Origin of the sequence: Serratia sp. JSRIV002, from assembly GCF_019968725.1 — a bacterium.
GTDB lineage: Bacteria > Pseudomonadota > Gammaproteobacteria > Enterobacterales > Enterobacteriaceae > Chania > Chania fonticola_B.
This window is the reverse complement of record NZ_CP074143.1, coordinates 3,668,485-3,683,934: the sequence shown is the minus strand read 5'-3', so window position 1 is coordinate 3,683,934 and position 15,450 is coordinate 3,668,485. Positions and strand designations below refer to the sequence as shown.

Below are 15,450 nucleotides of genomic sequence, written 5' to 3'. Positions count from 1 at the left end.
TGAGCAGACAATGGATTATGACCAACAAAGTGCGAAAGCAGACCCTGCGCCAGCGTAGCTATCAGCTGTTGTTCAGCAACCAAACCCGCACTGGGCGCAGGATGCAGCTATTTTGGGTGAGCACGGCGCTGCTCAGCGTGCTGTTGCTGTTTATCGAACCCGGCGGCAGCTCGCTGTATACTCCTAATGCCCAAGTGTTGTATCAGCTGTTTTTGGCGGAGGTCTTTTTCACCACCCTTTTTACGGTGGAGTATCTGTTGCGGCTTTGGTGCACGCCGAGTAAAGAGCGCTATGCCATCAGCTTTTTCGGTATCGTCGATCTGCTGACGATGTTGCCGATGTATATCATCTGGATATTCCCGCATATGGCGGTGGAGTATATTGCTCTGCTGCGTGTATTGCGGATCCTGCGCGTGTTGCGGGTGTTGAAACTGTTGCGCTACATGAGTGAGATGAGCATTGTCTGGCGCAGTATCAAGCTGGCGCGCCATAAGCTGACCCTGTTCTTTGGTTTTGTCGGCGTGATGCTGTGCGTATTTGGTGGCTTGATGTACGCGGTGGAGGGAGGCAGTGGTGGATTTACCAGCCTTGGCGCATCGATGTATTGGGCGGTAGTCACGTTAACCACCGTGGGCTACGGTGATATTGTGCCCCACACACCATTAGGACGGATGCTGGCTTCGGTGCTGATCCTGGTAGGGTATTCGATTATTGCGGTGCCTACGGGGATCCTGACCGCCTACATGTCGCAGGAGATGCAGCGCTATCGGGAACAGCGCCATTGTGCACAATGCGACCGCGGTGGGCATGAAGCCGAGGCGAAGTTTTGTAAATTTTGTGGCGCTGCGTTACCACCATTGTCAGTGAAATCCGCAAGATAACGCCGATAATTTCGCCAGGTGGGAGCAAATTCTGTGCGTTTGGTCTCCCTTTCCAGCCTCACGAGCTAAAAAGAGTTGCTATTATACGCCCGACATGAGTTAATGATTCTCGGCCTGTGGTACAGACCTATTTATGCACGACATTTTGAGTAAAGTAGTTCAAATTTAAAGCGTTATCCTTGATAGCTCTTCACTGACGAATTTCCTTTCTAGTGCCTCCATAAGTAACTGATGACCGGCTATTTCATGCCCATGGTGGCTTAAATTTTTTATTGAAGGAATTCAACATGTCTAACATGATCAAAGGCCAAGTGAAGTGGTTCAACGAGTCTAAAGGTTTTGGTTTCATCACTCCTGCAGACGGCAGCAAAGACGTGTTCGTACACTTCTCTGCAATTCAGGATCAAGGCTTCAAGACCCTGGCTGAAGGCCAGAACGTACAGTTCTCTATCGAGAACGGTGCTAAAGGTCCGTCAGCGGCTAACGTTACCGCTATCTAATCGGCCTCTCGCTGATTAACAAAAACCCGCCAAGGCGGGTTTTTTTGTGTCTGTGATATGAGCACGGTGGGGCGCAGAGACGTTTAACGCGCTATTCCAGAGGTCTGAAAGACCCCGTCTCAGTTCTGCTAAGCTTAATGGGTGGTCGCCGCATGATGGCTCAGAGGCGGAGTGCATTACGCAACGGTGGGTTCTTTTCGTCAACTGTAATAGACTGATATCCGGGATAAATAACGAGGTAGAGCATGAAAGTTAACGATCTGGTGACGGTAAAGACCGACGGTGGCCCTCGTCGTGAAGGGGTAGTGCTGGAAGTTGAAGTGTTTAATGAAGGCACGATGTATCTGGTGTCACTGGAAGATTATCCGGCGGGCGTGTGGTTCTTCAATGAGATCGATAGCCGCGATGGCACCTTTGTAGAATTGCGCAGCGCTGAACAGGATTAAATCTTTGCCTGCATTTACCTGCTTGCCGCTGGTCTGGCTGGCGGGCTTAAACCTGGCCACACTGTCATGCGGTGTTGAAAGTCTGTCCAAATACCCGTAGCGGCAGCATTGCCGCTGAAAACGGGCGTTTTTCTGTCGAACTCTACACCACTGCGTTCCGCTGTCGCTTTATTTGGTCGTAATGGCTATCAACGGCTGTTGACGAAAATGCCGCTGGTAAGCGTGTCGGTCAGGCGGACAACATGGTAGATGATCTGCTTGTTGTGGGTTTTGATCTTTCTTTTGATGTTTCCCTTATGGGAAGAGACGGTTTTCACCTTGATCTGCATTTGATCGGAGATCTGGATGGTGCCTTGGCCGGACATCCACATGCGCAGCATGTTTGACTCGGTTTGGCTTAGTGTGACAGGTGTCTGATCCAGCGAGTTTTTTTCCGGGCGAACCAGCTTTCTTTCGAGGTAGTGGTTAAGCAACTGACTCATGGTTTGCGGTTTAATCGATTTTGACGAGATGATCACGTTCTTGCGGACGTATAAATAATCGTCGAAATGTACGTTGGTGATGGCCATGAAAATAAAGAATAAAGTATCGGGATTAAGAGATATCACGCGTTTTATTCTTTCTGTCGCATCCGCTTCATGAATGAAGCAGTCTTCATTCAGGAATACCATATTAGGCTTAAGTTTGGCGCACTTCTCATGCAGGCCGTCGATATGATTGACGGCGCTAATATGACGCTTTTTCATCCCGTGCGACGTCAGGTAGTCGGTTAATCCTAATCTAGTGTAACTGCATGAATCCATAATGATTATTGGCATAGAGCCTCCCACTTAAGTCCGTTTCCACGCGGTTATAAAAAGAAAAGCCTGAAGATAAAAGGCTAAAAGTTATAAAAAAATCACATCTTATGAATGCAACTTTCTATCAATAAAACCGGCATGACTCAACGTCTTTTCGAATTATATTTTTAAATCTACCAAAAGCATCAGTTTAGCTTAAGTCGACTTATTATGCTGTGGCGATTTTGCGGCTGGAAATATCAGTAGGCGCCGGGTAGTCAGCCTTAAATTTGTTGCTAAGGTTAGCTATTTTCATCGTGGTACTATTTTCCGTTAATCAGATGATTCTTAAGGGTCTCTTATGGCTCGTAATGACGCCAGCGTTGGCGGTTTTTTGACTGATAGTATTGCTTCTGTTTCATCACCTGACGCCATTAAGTATTCTTATTCAATTGATTGTATCAATGTATTGGCTTAAATGGTAACGATTCTTAGTTACTTTTATACGCTTGAGGAAGGAGCTTATGATCGGAATCAAGTCAAAATAAGTAGTTCTGCTAACCATGGGGTCGCTAATTAAATAACAATGGTAAATTATTTCATTTGTTAATTATTCATCAGTGAATAACCTTATCCGCGACATATCGATTTTCCTGACGTATCTTACTGCGCAGAGGCAACGAAATGCTGCTAGAGGCGATTTCAACTCACAACCAGGAGGACGGGTGGACCACAATCAGTTTGGGCAACCCATAGGTACAGCGCTTGAGGGCTGGCAACCTGCGGGTGAACCGGGAAAACAGAATCTCCAAGGGCGTTTCTGCTGCTTGCAGCCGATGGATATCGCGCGCCGTGCCGATGAGTTGTTTCATGCCTACCAACTGGCGGAAGACGGGCGCGACTGGACCTATCTGTCTAGTGAACGTCCCACGGAGCCATCTGTTTTCCAGCAGTACTTGCAGCAACAGCTGGCAACCCAGGGTAGAAACACCTTGGCGGTGATAGATGCGACTACCGGTAAAGCGGTCGGCACCTGTGCTTTCTTGAACATCGACCAACCCAACGGGGTGGTTGAGCTGGGGATGATCAACTGGTCACCCTTGATGAAGCGGCGAGCGATGGGGAGTGAAGCCATCTTTCTGATGCTCAAGCATGCCTTTGACGACTTGGGCTTTCGCCGTTGCGAATGGAAATGCGATCGTCTGAATGCCCCCTCTCGCGAGGCTGCACTGCGTATGGGTTTCACCTTTGAGGGGACTTTTCGCCAGGCGATGACCAGAAAGGGGCGCAACCGCGACACGGACTGGCTATCCATCATCGATGGTGAATGGCCGGTATTGCGCGAGGCGTTTACCGCCTGGCTATCGCCGTTGAATATCACAACCGACGGCCAGCAGAAGCAAAGCCTCGCCACTTTCAGACCTCAGCCCGACAAGCCTGCATTGATGCCAGCGCCAAAGTAATATCCTGCTCTTCAGTCATCCAATTCACCAGAGCTGCCCTAATACCCGGTTGGCCCGCATAGCTGGTGGGCGTGCAGCGCACCACGCCGTGCCGATCCAGGCGATCGATGAATCTGTTGCGTGCGGCAGTGGCATCGCCTGTAACGCCCTTCAGCGCAAAACATACGATATTCAGTTCCACTGGGGCCAGCAGGCGGAAGCCTTCACTGGTCGCCAATCCGTTACCTAAACGTCGCGCCAACGTCACGTTACGCTCGACGATCTCCCGCATACCGCTGCTGCCGTAAGCTTTCAATGCCATCCACAAGGGCAGGGCGCGAAAACGCCGCGAGTTCTCGGGCGTCAGGTGCAAATAGTTGTCTGGGCGCAACGTGGGGGCCTCCAGATAGGACGAGTGATTCTGGAAAACCTGCATCTGCAATGCCAGATGACGGGTAAATTGAATGGCGCTGTCATAAGGGACATTCAGCCATTTATGGGCATCTACGGTGATTGAGTCCGCCTGGTGCCAACCGTTCAGCAGATGGGCCAAGCGGGGAGAACAGGCCGCGATCCCACCAAAGGCGGCATCAACATGCAGCCAGAAGGGATAGCGTGCACGCAGTGCCAGCAGGCGGGGCAGATCGTCGAAAACGCCGGTGTTTACCGTACCTGCGCTGGCGAGCACTATCGTTGGGATATCTGGCGTGGCGGCAAGATGATGCTCCAGCGCGTCGATATCAATAGCTTCGCAATCAGCCTGGCTGGCAATAGACTTTAAAGCATCACGCCCAATACCGAGCATGCTGAGCGCTTTCACGCTGCTGGCATGCGCATTGGCAGAAAGGACCTGAATCGGCCCCAAGGCGGCCAAGCCAAACTGTGCCACATCGATCCCACGCTGCTGCCCTAGCCACTGGCGGCCGATGGCAATCCCGGTGAAGTTGGCCATGGTGGCACCGCTGACAAAGCTACCGCTGAAGTCGGCGGGCAGTTGCAGCAGGGTTTTCAATTGCTCAATCGTTGCCAGCTCGATCGCGGCCGCCACGGTATCATGGCTCAGTTGGCTATTCTGGTCGGCAGTGCTAACCAACCAGTCGGCAGCCAGCGCCGCAGGCGTGCTACCGCCAGTGACAAAGCCAAAGTAACGCGGCCCGGCACTGCCGGAAAGGCCAGCCTCATAGCGCTGCCAAAACTCTTCTAATGCCACTAGCGCCCCGCAACCCTCTTCGGCCAGCCGATCGTCACCGGTTTGCAACTGTTGTTCGGCCAACGGCGGGCATACCGGGCGCTGGTTTAAACTGGCAAGGAAGCCCTGCGCCAATTGGTTGGTATGGTCAAGTATGCGGGGTAAATCGTCGAGATCCTGCTGCAAACGTGGGTGCATGGTCATGCCTTGGGTTCGGGGTGAATATGTTTGCACTATAGGCGATCCTGATTAGTGCTAATATCGATAAAAAATGACCCTTTTGGATAGTAAGGCTAACCAGTAATGATTGAGCGTCTTCCTCTGCATATTTTGCCAACCTTTGTGATCGCTGCCCGGTTGGAGAATTTGCGTGCCACGGCGCAACGCGTCAGCCTGACTCATGGAGCCGTTAGCCAACAAATTCAGCAGCTTGAACAGGCTATTGGCTATCCACTCTTTGACCGCTCCGGGCGTGGGGTACGGCTAAATGCTGCGGGGCGCGAACTGCTGGCAGCAGCTGAGCCTGCTTTACTCGCTTTGCAACAGGGCGTTGACCGGGCCAGGCGGATAGCGGAAAGCCAGATGTTGCGCATCAGCGTACTGCCTTCCTTTGCGCATTACTGGTTGTTGCCCAGATTGGCGGAGTTTCATCGTGATTGCCCTGGGATCCGATTGGATATTGACGCCTCGCTGGCGATTCAGGATCTCGGCCGTAAAGGATTCGATGCCGCGATCCGCATTGGTGATGGCCAATGGCCAGGCGTTCAGGCTCAGCGTATCGCCTCAGGAGTAGTGCTGCCGGTAGCGGCCCCGGAGCTGGCTAGGCAATGGCAGGAGGCATTTGATGCTGGAGATCCACACACCCCCTTGCTTGAGCATGACGTCACACCCTGGCATAGCTGGTTTAGCGCCGTAGGGAGAATTGGCGGTGGACAACAGTTGGCGCTGTTCAACGATGCAGGGTTACTGCTGCGCGCAGCCGAGCAGGGGTTTGGTATTGCGCTGGTGAAGGCCGTGTTGGCGAAGGATGCGATTGCAGCAGGGCGCTTGGTGCCATTGTCGGCTGCGCTGCATTTGAACGATAGCGATGTCTATCTGGTGTGGCCGCAAGCCGCTGGTTTAACGCCTGAGGTGGCAGCGTTACTGAACTGGTTACAACAGCGCCTCGTAGCGTAGGGGGCCGCATTGCGGCGCCCGATTAGCGTTCTTATATTATTGTTCCTATAACAGTCATTAAATAAGGGGAATATTCGGTTTAGTCTTCGTTTAATAATATAACCTTTACTTCACAACCTCATGTCACTATACTCCAGCCAAAATTACCGTGGAGAAAACCAATTGGACAGTTGCAGTAGTAGCGAAATAATAAAGGCAAGTTGACCAATCTCCTGTGATTTGTTGCTTGCCGAACACGGCGGGCAGCACCCCTCTCTAGTTATTCCGAGCTGTGCAAACCCGAACATGATTGTTGTCCCCGAGGCGCTTGCGCATTGGGCGTATTGATTCGGATATGATTATGGTATTTAACCATCACCACGGCCTTTTCCCTCCAGGCACTCAAACGCTGACCCGCTGATTAATTATCGGCGCGATTTCGCGTGTGCTTAACAGCACATGATTCAACCTCAATGATTAATTAAGGGGAAGATCATGGCTATGACTCCTTTTATCCTGAATTTATTCCTGGCAATGGGCCTGGGTGCCGTTATTGGTGCCGAGCGTCAATGGCGTCAGCGTATGGCGGGTTTGCGTACCAATTCTTTGGTTGCGACCGGAGCCGCAGTGTTTATCCTGAGCTCTTTTGACACCGAACCTTCCAGCGCGGGGCGTATTGCGGCGCAGATCGTTTCCGGTATCGGTTTTCTCGGTGCCGGTGTAATTATGCGGGAAGGGCTGAATATCCGCGGCCTGAACACGGCGGCCACCTTGTGGTGCTCTGCTGCCATCGGCGTGTTATGTGGCCTGGGGCAGCATTGGGAAGCCGTCTGCGCCACCCTGGTGATCCTGTGTGCCAATATCCTGCTGCGTGAAGCAGCGCAGCGTATTAATCTGCAACCCCAGCAACAGGCGGTGGATCTGGAGCTGCGTTATCGCGTCCAGGTCACCTGTGGGGAGCAGGATGAAATCCTGGTTCGTACCCTCATCCTACAGGCATTGAACGGCGTGGCATTACGTTTGCAATCGCTGCGTAGCGCCGATATTGCCATTCCTGGTCAGTTGGAAGTCTGTGCGGAAATTGTGGCTAATCCGGCCGCGCAAAAAGAGATTGAGGGCATTGTCTGCCGTATTAGTTTAGAACGCAGCGTGAGTGCCGTGCATTGGCGCGTGGCGTCAGAATTACCCGTTTAACGATAAATAACCTTCACCAATAGGGTGATAAGGAGGTGTTATGCAAACTCACCCCAGATACTTTATTACTACTGCGTAGTTAAGGAAATTAGCGTTACTTTAGCAACGCCAACAAAGTAAATTCCACTTTGTGCATGTTCACCCGTTATTACGGGCGGGGTAACCCTGTGTGCAAAGTAAAAAAAGAGAATAGCATCATGACCCATATTAAAGAAAATAGCCGCCGCCGTGATAAACAGCGCGAGCCGTATGCCATTGCTCTCGAGGCAAAGAACAGCCTCGATCAAACGTTGGCTAATTTAAACTGTAACCGCATTGGATTAACTCAGGAAGATGCCCAGGAGCGTTTGCAGTATTTTGGTAGCAATCAGGTTGCCCATGAGAAGGCACCGCATGCGCTGGTGCAGTTAGTCAGCGCGTTTAACAACCCGTTTATCTTTGTGTTGATGGTGTTGGCAGGGATCAGTTTCTTTACCGATTACTGGTTGCCCATGCAAAACGGTGAAGAAACCGATCTTACCGGCGTCATCATTATCCTGATTATGGTTACGTTGAGTGGGTTGCTGCGCTTCTGGCAGGAATACCGCACCAATAAAGCGGCCGAATCACTCAAATCGATGGTACGTACCACGGCAACGGTGTTACGCCGTAGTAATTTTAGCACCCAGGCATTAGCGGTGGAAATTCCCATTCGTGAGTTGGTTCCGGGCGATATTATTCAGCTCTCTGCCGGGGACATGGTACCCGCGGACCTCCGCTTGCTCAGCTCACGCGATCTGTTTATCAGCCAGGCCATTTTGACCGGCGAAGCTATTCCGATCGAAAAATACGATGCCTTGGCTGGAGTGAGCCAAAAGTCCAGCGAGATCGATGCCTCCAGCGAAAGCGAACTGCTGGAGTTGGCCAATATCTGCCTGATGGGCACCAACGTGGCCAGCGGAACGGCGACGGCGGTGGTGGTCGCGACCGGTGGCCGCACCTACTTTGGCTCCCTGGCGAAGTCGATCGTCGGTACCCGTTCGCAAACGGCCTTTGACCGTGGAGTCAACAGCGTTAGCTGGCTGTTGATCCGCTTTATGTTGGTGATGGTGCCGATCGTCTTGCTGATTAACGGTTTTACCAAAGGAGACTGGACGGAAGCGGCCCTGTTTGCCTTGGCGGTCGCCGTGGGGCTGACGCCGGAAATGCTGCCGATGATCGTCAGCTCCAACCTGGCGAAAGGCGCAATTGCCATGGCGCGCCGCAAGGTGGTGGTCAAACGGCTGAATGCGATCCAGAACTTTGGCGCGATGGACGTGCTCTGTACCGATAAAACCGGCACCCTGACGCAGGATCGCATCATTCTGGAACACCATCTGGATGTGAATGGCAGCAAGGATAACCACGTGCTGCATTTAGCCTGGTTGAACAGCTTCCATCAGAGCGGTATGAAAAACCTGATGGATCAGGCAGTGATCCGTTTTGGCCAAGGCCAGCCAGGCGTTGAGGCGTTGGGGCGCTACAGCAAGGTTGATGAGCTGCCGTTTGATTTTATACGTCGTCGCTTGTCGATCGTGGTACAGGATGAACAACAGCGCCAACTGCTGATTTGCAAAGGTGCCGTTGAAGAGATGCTGGAGATTGCCACTCACGTCCGTGTCGGGCAGCAGGTGTTGGCGCTTGATGAGGCTCGCCGTGCCGATTTGCAGGCGTTGGCCTGCCAGTACAATGAAGATGGTTTCCGTGTGTTGGTGTTGGCAACCCGAGATCTGGGTCTGGAAGGTTGCACTCTGCCACTAAGCATTGTAGACGAACGCGATCTGGTGATTGAAGGCCTGTTGACCTTCCTCGATCCGCCAAAAGAGAGCGCTCGTGAAGCGATTGCCGCCCTGCAGGAAAATGGCGTGGCGGTGAAAGTGCTGACCGGCGACAACCCGGTAATCACCTGTAAAATCTGCCGTGACGTTGGCCTGGAACCAGGAACCCCGCTCTCCGGCCTGGAGATTGAACAGATGGACGATGCCCATCTGATGCGTGAGGTTGAGCAGCGTACGGTATTCACCAAGCTGACGCCGCTGCAAAAATCACGCGTGCTGAAAATGTTGCAGGCTAATGGCCACACCGTGGGCTTCCTGGGGGATGGTATTAACGACGCCCCGGCGTTACGCGATGCCGACGTGGGCATTTCTGTCGATACCGGTACCGACATCGCCAAGGAATCCGCCGATATCATCCTGTTGGAAAAGAACCTGATGGTGCTGGAAGAGGGGGTGATCAAAGGGCGTGAAACCTTCGGTAATATCATCAAGTATCTGAACATGACCGCCAGCTCCAACTTCGGCAACGTGTTCTCGGTGCTGGTGGCCAGTGCGTTTATCCCGTTCCTGCCGATGCTGGCGATCCACTTGCTGTTACAGAACCTGATGTACGATATCTCCCAGCTTTCCCTGCCGTGGGACAAGATGGACAAAGAATTCCTGCGTAAACCCCGCAAGTGGGATGCCAAGAATATTGGTCGCTTTATGCTGTGGATTGGACCGACGTCGTCGATTTTCGACATCACGACCTATGCGTTGATGTGGTTTGTGTTTGCCGCCAATAGTGTAGAACATCAGGCGCTGTTCCAGTCCGGCTGGTTTATTGAAGGGTTGCTGTCTCAGACACTGGTAGTGCATATGCTGCGTACCCAGAAGATCCCGTTTATTCAGAGTACGGCGGCGCTGCCGGTATTGTTGACCACCGGGATTATTATGGCACTCGGTATCTATATTCCGTTCTCGCCGCTCGGGGCATGGGTCGGGTTGCAACCGCTGCCGTGGGAGTATTTCCCTTGGCTGGTGGCCACGCTGGTCAGCTACTGTGTGGTGGCGCAATTGATGAAGCGTTTCTACATCCGCCGCTTTGGCAAGTGGTTCTAATCTACATTTTTGCCGGGCGTAATGCCTGGTGATAAACCTCAATCGGCCTGTTTCTTAAAGGGGGGCGCATCATGCGTCCCCCTACGCCAATCAGCAATATTGCTACAGGCTGCGGCAATGTCTGCGATATTCAGAGGGGGAGCGATCGGTATGCTTTTTGAATATCCGGCAAAAATAGTTACTGTCGTCGAACCCACAGCTATGCGCGATCTCTTTGATCTTCAGATCATAGCCACGCAATAGATTTTTCGCCCGCTCGAGGCGCACCGCGGTGATGTACTCATTGAAACCGACAGGGCCAGACTTTTGAAACAGGTGGGACAGGTAGTTAGGGGTAATATGAAATCGTTTGGCAACGCCTTCCCGTGTTAGCGGCAGCCCGGCGTGGTCATCGAGGTAGTCCTGTATGGCCAGCAGCAGCTCCTGGCTTTTACTGACGGTTTGCCCCTGGCCTGCGAGCTGTTCCAGGCAGTGGCTGACCAATCCGGTAAAGATCAGCTGCGAGGTCAATGCATCAGGTTGCAGCAACACCTCATTCATCGCCAGTAGCAGGTATGAGCCGACTCTGGGCCCACGCCGCGCAACGTGCTGTTTTTGCGTTTCACACAGCGCTTGCCCGTCCCATCTTTGCAGGCTGAAACCCAGCTTTTGCTTACTGAACAAGATACTCAGCGTGGTGGCTGGCCGGGTCCATTGCGGAAAACTCCATTTGCCCGCAGGGACATAAAGCACCTGATAGCTGGAGAGTGTGTTATTGGCCAAAGGTAGACACTGATCTTCAACTTCCCCATCTAGCACTATCTCAAGCCGCGGAAAAGGCACGCAGAAGGCCAAGGGCGGAGCGGGAAAAGTGGGTTCAGGAAACCTGACCTGGATCGCATTCTGATGGGCAATCAGCTGTTCAAGCAGGGTAACTAGCGTTTCAGACATCGCGATCTCCAGTGCGCTTCGGCGGTTAACGATGCATTTAAGAATGATGGTAAACCCAGGTGGGCAGCGCAATTAAGATGCTATTTCCCGGCATTTAAGGGACTTTTGCACATTTATGACCCAGGTCACATTTTGGGCTGGCGTACATCTGTGTCCAGTATTTCGTAGTAAAAGCCCCCTGTTTTTGGCCCAGGCTTCCAGTAAATTTGCCGTTATGTTATCAAAAAGTAAATGGAGAAATCATGATGCAACGTCAATCCGAGATATACCTGGAGGCTTTAGGAGCCAGCATCGAGTTAACGGCACAGATGAAGCAGGAGCTTGATACGTTAGGATATACCGTGGTGCACAACGTGGCCGATCCTGACTGGCTGGTGGCGATGCGCAATCTTATTGATGAGCTGGTGGAGAAAGAAGGGGATAACCTGGCCATTGAGCACCATCAGGAAGCGACGGCAACGCGCATTGCCAACATGGTAAATAAAGGTGTGGTGTGGGAAAAGGTGTGGTCGCACCCGCTGATCCTGTCTGCCTGCCGCTATATTTTCAAGGGTGAGTTCAAGGTCTCTAGCCTCAATGCCCGCGAAGCCTTGCACGGCGGCGGCCATCAGCCTTTGCATGCCGACTGGAAAAAGCCGCGCCCTGATTTTCCCAAAGTACACCTGGTCAATGCGATATGGGCGATTGACGACCTTAGTGCGGAAAATGGCGCGCCGCGGATCATCGCCGGAACGCATCTGCGGCCGGAACTGCCGGAAGAGGTGTTGGCCGATCCTGATTTAGCACATCCTGATGAAGTTGTTTTTGCGGCCCCGGCCGGGAGCGTGATGATCTATAACGCGCACACCTGGCATGGAGGGACTCAGAACAGGATCGGCACCCGGCGGCGGGTATTACACGCACTCTATATCGACCGTGCAGATACCGCCCAGCAGGACCAGCGCCGCTGGCTGAAGGAAGAAACGGCCAGCCGACTGACCCCGGCGCAAAAATGGCTGCTGGATGTGCTTTGAGTATCCGGAGTAGGGGCGCTGCAGCGCCCGTTAAATCCGATGTCAGCACCGGATCTGCGAGGCAGCTCTCGTTAATTGTTACGTTAATGTTGCCGTAATGGACTATTGTCTTCTCTTCACTTGCGAACCAGCAACGCGCGTCACGTTTGCCAAAGGCGTGAGCGACACGGAGAGAGAATATGAATCAGCGGGAACTAGAAAGCGCCATCGTTACCGATTTTTCCAAGCGCATGAGCTATGGTGATTACCTGTGCCTGGATCGACTACTGGATTGCCAGCAGCCACTTTCCAACCCGCAACATCATGATGAGATGCTGTTTGTGGTGCAACATCAAACCTCGGAACTGTGGATGAAACTGATGCTGCATGAACTGCAGGCGGCGAGGACTCTGGTGCAGCAGGATAAGCTCAGCCACTGCTTCAAGATCCTGGCCAGAGTAAAACAGATCCAGCGTTTGCTGTTTGAGCAATGGGCGGTGCTGGAAACGCTGACTCCGTCGGAATATGTGGAGTTCCGTGGTGTGCTGGGTAACTCTTCAGGTTTCCAATCTCATCAATATCGTTCGATCGAGTTTTTGTTGGGTAACAAAAATGCTGCCATGCTGGCCGTCTTCAGCGACGATGCGCCAAAGCATGCCGCGTTGAAAGCGATCCTCGAAGCTCCGAGCCTGTATGACGAATTCCTCCGCTATCTTTCCCGCCACGGTCTTGCGGTACCTAAGGCGTGCATTGAACGAGACTGGACCCAGCCTTACCAGCGCAATCCAGAGCTGTTACCGGTGTTTAAACTGATTTACGATAATCCGCAAACCTACTGGGCGGCCTACGAAATGGCCGAGAAGCTGGTGGATATTGAGGAAAGCTTCCATCTATGGCGTTTTCGCCATATGAAAACGGTCGAGCGGATCATTGGTTTTAAATCGGGAACCGGCGGCTCCAGCGGCGTCAGCTTCTTGAAGAAGGCGTTAGAGTTGACCTTTTTCCCGGAACTGTTAGACGTACGCACCGAGATTGGCGCTTGACTGCTTTGTCTCGGTGTGAAGCAGTATCAGGGCGCATAGCGCCCTGAACAGAGGATCACTCCTCGGCGACGCGGATGATCAATTTGCCGAAGTTTTTCCCTTTTAGCAGACCGAAAAAGGCCTGAGGGGCATTTTCTAACCCGTCGACTACGTCCTCGCGGAATTTGATCTTGCCCTGGCTGACCCATTCCCCCATCTGTTGTAGAAACTCGCCGAAGCTTTCTGCGTAATCATCGAAGATGATAAAACCCTGCATCTTGATGCGCTTGCGCAGGATCAGGCCTTGTAACAACGGCAAGCGATCTGGGCCTGGCGGTAACTCGGTCGCGCTGTAGTGGGCGATAATGCCACAGACGGGGATACGTGCCTTGGTATTGAGCAAAGGAATAACCGCATCGAATACTGCGCCGCCGACGTTTTCATAGTAGATATCGATGCCCTGGGGGCAGGCTGCTGCCAGTTGGGCCGCAAAGTCGGCCGAGCGGTGATCGAAACAGGCATCAAATCCCAGTTCTTCCACCACATAGCGGCATTTCTCTGCGCCACCCGCCACACCCACCACGCGGCATCCTTTCAGCTTGCCAATCTGACCTACCACGGAACCTACGGCTCCGCTGGCTGCTGCGACCACCAAGGTTTCGCCCGCCTGTGGCTGACCGATATCCAACAGGCCCATATAGGCGGTAAAACCAGGCATACCTAATACGCCAAGCAACCGGGAAGGGTGATCCAGTTTGGCCCCCAGATTACGCAGGCCGCTGCCGTCCGACAGCGCATGGCTTTGCCATCCGTCGTAACCTAGCACCCAATCCCCAACGTTAAAGTCTGGATGTTGTGAAGCCTGCACGCGGGATACGGTGCCGCCGACCATCACTTCGCCTATCTGTACCGGGGGGGCATAAGAGGGCGCATCGCTCATACGGCCACGCATATAGGGATCTAATGAAAGGTAAACCGTGCGCAGCAACAACTGCCCGGCGGCGGGCTGTGGGATGGGGCTGGTTTCCAGGCGGAAATTGTCTGCCTGCGGTTCCCCGTGTGGGCGTGAAGCTAAAACAAAACGGCGGTTATGCGCTTGCTGAGACATCGATGACTCCTTGGCGACGGTGTTGAACGAAAGGCGTTCAGGTAGTGGCTAGTCTAGTGAATCTGTCGCAGTGGAAAATAGCGTTATGTGCGCACTTATGCGATAACGTAAAAAGCGTAGCGGGAACCTTGTTGAAAAATATTGCGTAATAGCTGCGGTGGCGGAATGTTCGTTGACCACTTTCTTATATTGTGATGAAAAATAACAGTCGAAATCTGATTGTCAACCATAGGTAACAGTGATATTTGATATTGGGTATATTGATAGAAGTGCGATAATTCCGATCTCATATATTGATACTGATGATGATATTAAGGGCGATTTGTAGAATAAACGATGCTTCATTGGCGAGCCAGTATTGCTTACGACTTACTTAATTTGTTAAAAGAAAAAAGAGGCCCACCTGAATAGCCAACGGGAGGTGATAACTGTGCGTTATAGCGGAACGATCAGCACGTCAATGCTGCTGGTATTGATAAAGCGCGCGGCGGAGCAGGCTACTTTATTCATCATGCTATCGCTATGGTTGCCACAGATGACCAGATCAAAGGGTTGCTTCTGGTTGGCGTAGGTCAGACAGTCGCCCAACTCGCCGTGGATGATCCGCGTAGCGATATTGGGATAGTTTGCCCGTAGGCACAGTTCTTCCATAAACAGCAGCGTCTCTTCCTCCATCAGCGCACGCAGGTCACCCAGCATGGGGGCGGGGAAAATCTCGGCATTGGCAATGATGCTGACTAGCGTGATTTTCCCATCGCAGGGACGCACGATCGAGACGGCTTTCTCTACCAGCCGGTGGCTGTCCGCTGCGACGGCCACCGTAACCAGAACGTTGTGATATCCCATGTTCTACTCCCGCTGCCTGAATGTGTGCTTAAAGGGTAGAGCAATGCCTGCGCAAGAAATGTGGTATGT

14 protein-coding genes are annotated in these 15,450 nt (G+C 52.6%); 9 read left to right on the top strand and 5 right to left on the bottom strand.

Translation table 11 applies throughout. The features are described 5' to 3' along the window. The first annotated feature begins 17 nt into the window (after positions 1-17). The 3 genes from KGP26_RS17315 to dsrB all read left to right on the top strand — a co-directional run bounded on the left by KGP26_RS17315 (position 18) and on the right by dsrB (position 1,827). Positions 18-881 carry an ion transporter gene (locus KGP26_RS17315; protein WP_021805737.1) on the top strand — a complete coding sequence of 288 codons (864 nt, stop codon included), beginning with the start codon at positions 18-20 and terminating at the stop codon, positions 879-881. 287 nt (positions 882-1,168) lie between these two features. Further along, on the top strand, positions 1,169-1,381 hold the full coding sequence (cspE, locus tag KGP26_RS17310; RefSeq protein WP_004946278.1) for a transcription antiterminator/RNA stability regulator CspE: 213 nt from the start codon (positions 1,169-1,171) through the stop codon (positions 1,379-1,381). Positions 1,382-1,626: 245 nt separating this feature from the next. After that, on the top strand, positions 1,627-1,827 hold the full coding sequence (gene dsrB, locus KGP26_RS17305) for a protein DsrB (protein ID WP_021180904.1): 201 nt from the start codon (positions 1,627-1,629) through the stop codon (positions 1,825-1,827). 188 nt (positions 1,828-2,015) lie between these two features. On the opposite strand, the gene rcsA is transcribed toward dsrB, so the two are convergent. Next, positions 2,016-2,645 (bottom strand): transcriptional regulator RcsA, encoded by a 630-nt coding sequence (gene rcsA, locus KGP26_RS17300; RefSeq protein WP_021805736.1) that lies wholly within the window; start codon positions 2,643-2,645, stop codon positions 2,016-2,018. 686 nt (positions 2,646-3,331) lie between these two features. Between rcsA and KGP26_RS17295 the strand changes: the two genes are divergently transcribed. Next, the gene (locus KGP26_RS17295; RefSeq protein WP_059201124.1) at positions 3,332-4,069 is read left to right on the top strand and encodes a GNAT family N-acetyltransferase; all 738 of its coding nucleotides are present in this window, start codon (positions 3,332-3,334) and stop codon (positions 4,067-4,069) included. Here the strand turns inward: KGP26_RS17295 and KGP26_RS17290 are convergent. Further along, positions 4,023-5,435 (bottom strand): pyridoxal-dependent decarboxylase, encoded by a 1,413-nt coding sequence (locus tag KGP26_RS17290; protein ID WP_094983073.1) that lies wholly within the window; start codon positions 5,433-5,435, stop codon positions 4,023-4,025. The genes KGP26_RS17295 and KGP26_RS17290 overlap by 47 nt on opposite strands. 105 nt (positions 5,436-5,540) lie before the next feature. Between KGP26_RS17290 and KGP26_RS17285 the strand changes: the two genes are divergently transcribed. From KGP26_RS17285 to mgtA, 3 genes are all read left to right on the top strand, one after another. Further along, complete coding sequence (locus KGP26_RS17285) at positions 5,541-6,413, top strand: LysR substrate-binding domain-containing protein (RefSeq protein WP_179248870.1); 873 nt, start codon at positions 5,541-5,543, stop codon at positions 6,411-6,413. Between the two features lie 474 nt (positions 6,414-6,887). Beyond that, positions 6,888-7,586 (top strand): MgtC family protein, encoded by a 699-nt coding sequence (locus KGP26_RS17280; protein WP_021180910.1) that lies wholly within the window; start codon positions 6,888-6,890, stop codon positions 7,584-7,586. 197 nt (positions 7,587-7,783) lie between these two features. Further along, positions 7,784-10,483, top strand: a complete 2,700-nt coding sequence (gene mgtA / locus KGP26_RS17275; protein ID WP_021805731.1) for a magnesium-translocating P-type ATPase — start codon at positions 7,784-7,786, stop codon at positions 10,481-10,483. Between the two features lie 102 nt (positions 10,484-10,585). Here the strand turns inward: mgtA and KGP26_RS17270 are convergent, their stop codons facing one another. Next, on the bottom strand, positions 10,586-11,413 hold the full coding sequence (locus tag KGP26_RS17270; RefSeq protein WP_115158093.1) for a helix-turn-helix domain-containing protein: 828 nt from the start codon (positions 11,411-11,413) through the stop codon (positions 10,586-10,588). 245 nt (positions 11,414-11,658) lie between these two features. On the opposite strand from KGP26_RS17270, the gene KGP26_RS17265 reads away from it, so the two are divergent. Both KGP26_RS17265 and kynA read left to right on the top strand, forming a co-directional pair. Next, positions 11,659-12,426, top strand: a complete 768-nt coding sequence (locus tag KGP26_RS17265; protein WP_071681126.1) for a phytanoyl-CoA dioxygenase family protein — start codon at positions 11,659-11,661, stop codon at positions 12,424-12,426. Positions 12,427-12,605: 179 nt separating this feature from the next. Next, complete coding sequence (gene kynA, locus KGP26_RS17260) at positions 12,606-13,448, top strand: tryptophan 2,3-dioxygenase (protein WP_021805728.1); 843 nt, start codon at positions 12,606-12,608, stop codon at positions 13,446-13,448. A 55-nt stretch (positions 13,449-13,503) separates the two neighbouring features. Here the strand turns inward: kynA and KGP26_RS17255 are convergent, their stop codons facing one another. Together KGP26_RS17255 and uspC are read right to left on the bottom strand one after the other, a co-directional pair. Then, on the bottom strand, positions 13,504-14,535 hold the full coding sequence (locus KGP26_RS17255) for an NADP-dependent oxidoreductase (protein ID WP_223664315.1): 1,032 nt from the start codon (positions 14,533-14,535) through the stop codon (positions 13,504-13,506). Positions 14,536-14,970: 435 nt separating this feature from the next. Beyond that, complete coding sequence (uspC, locus tag KGP26_RS17250) at positions 14,971-15,381, bottom strand: universal stress protein UspC (RefSeq protein WP_021805726.1); 411 nt, start codon at positions 15,379-15,381, stop codon at positions 14,971-14,973. Positions 15,382-15,450 lie beyond the last annotated feature (69 nt).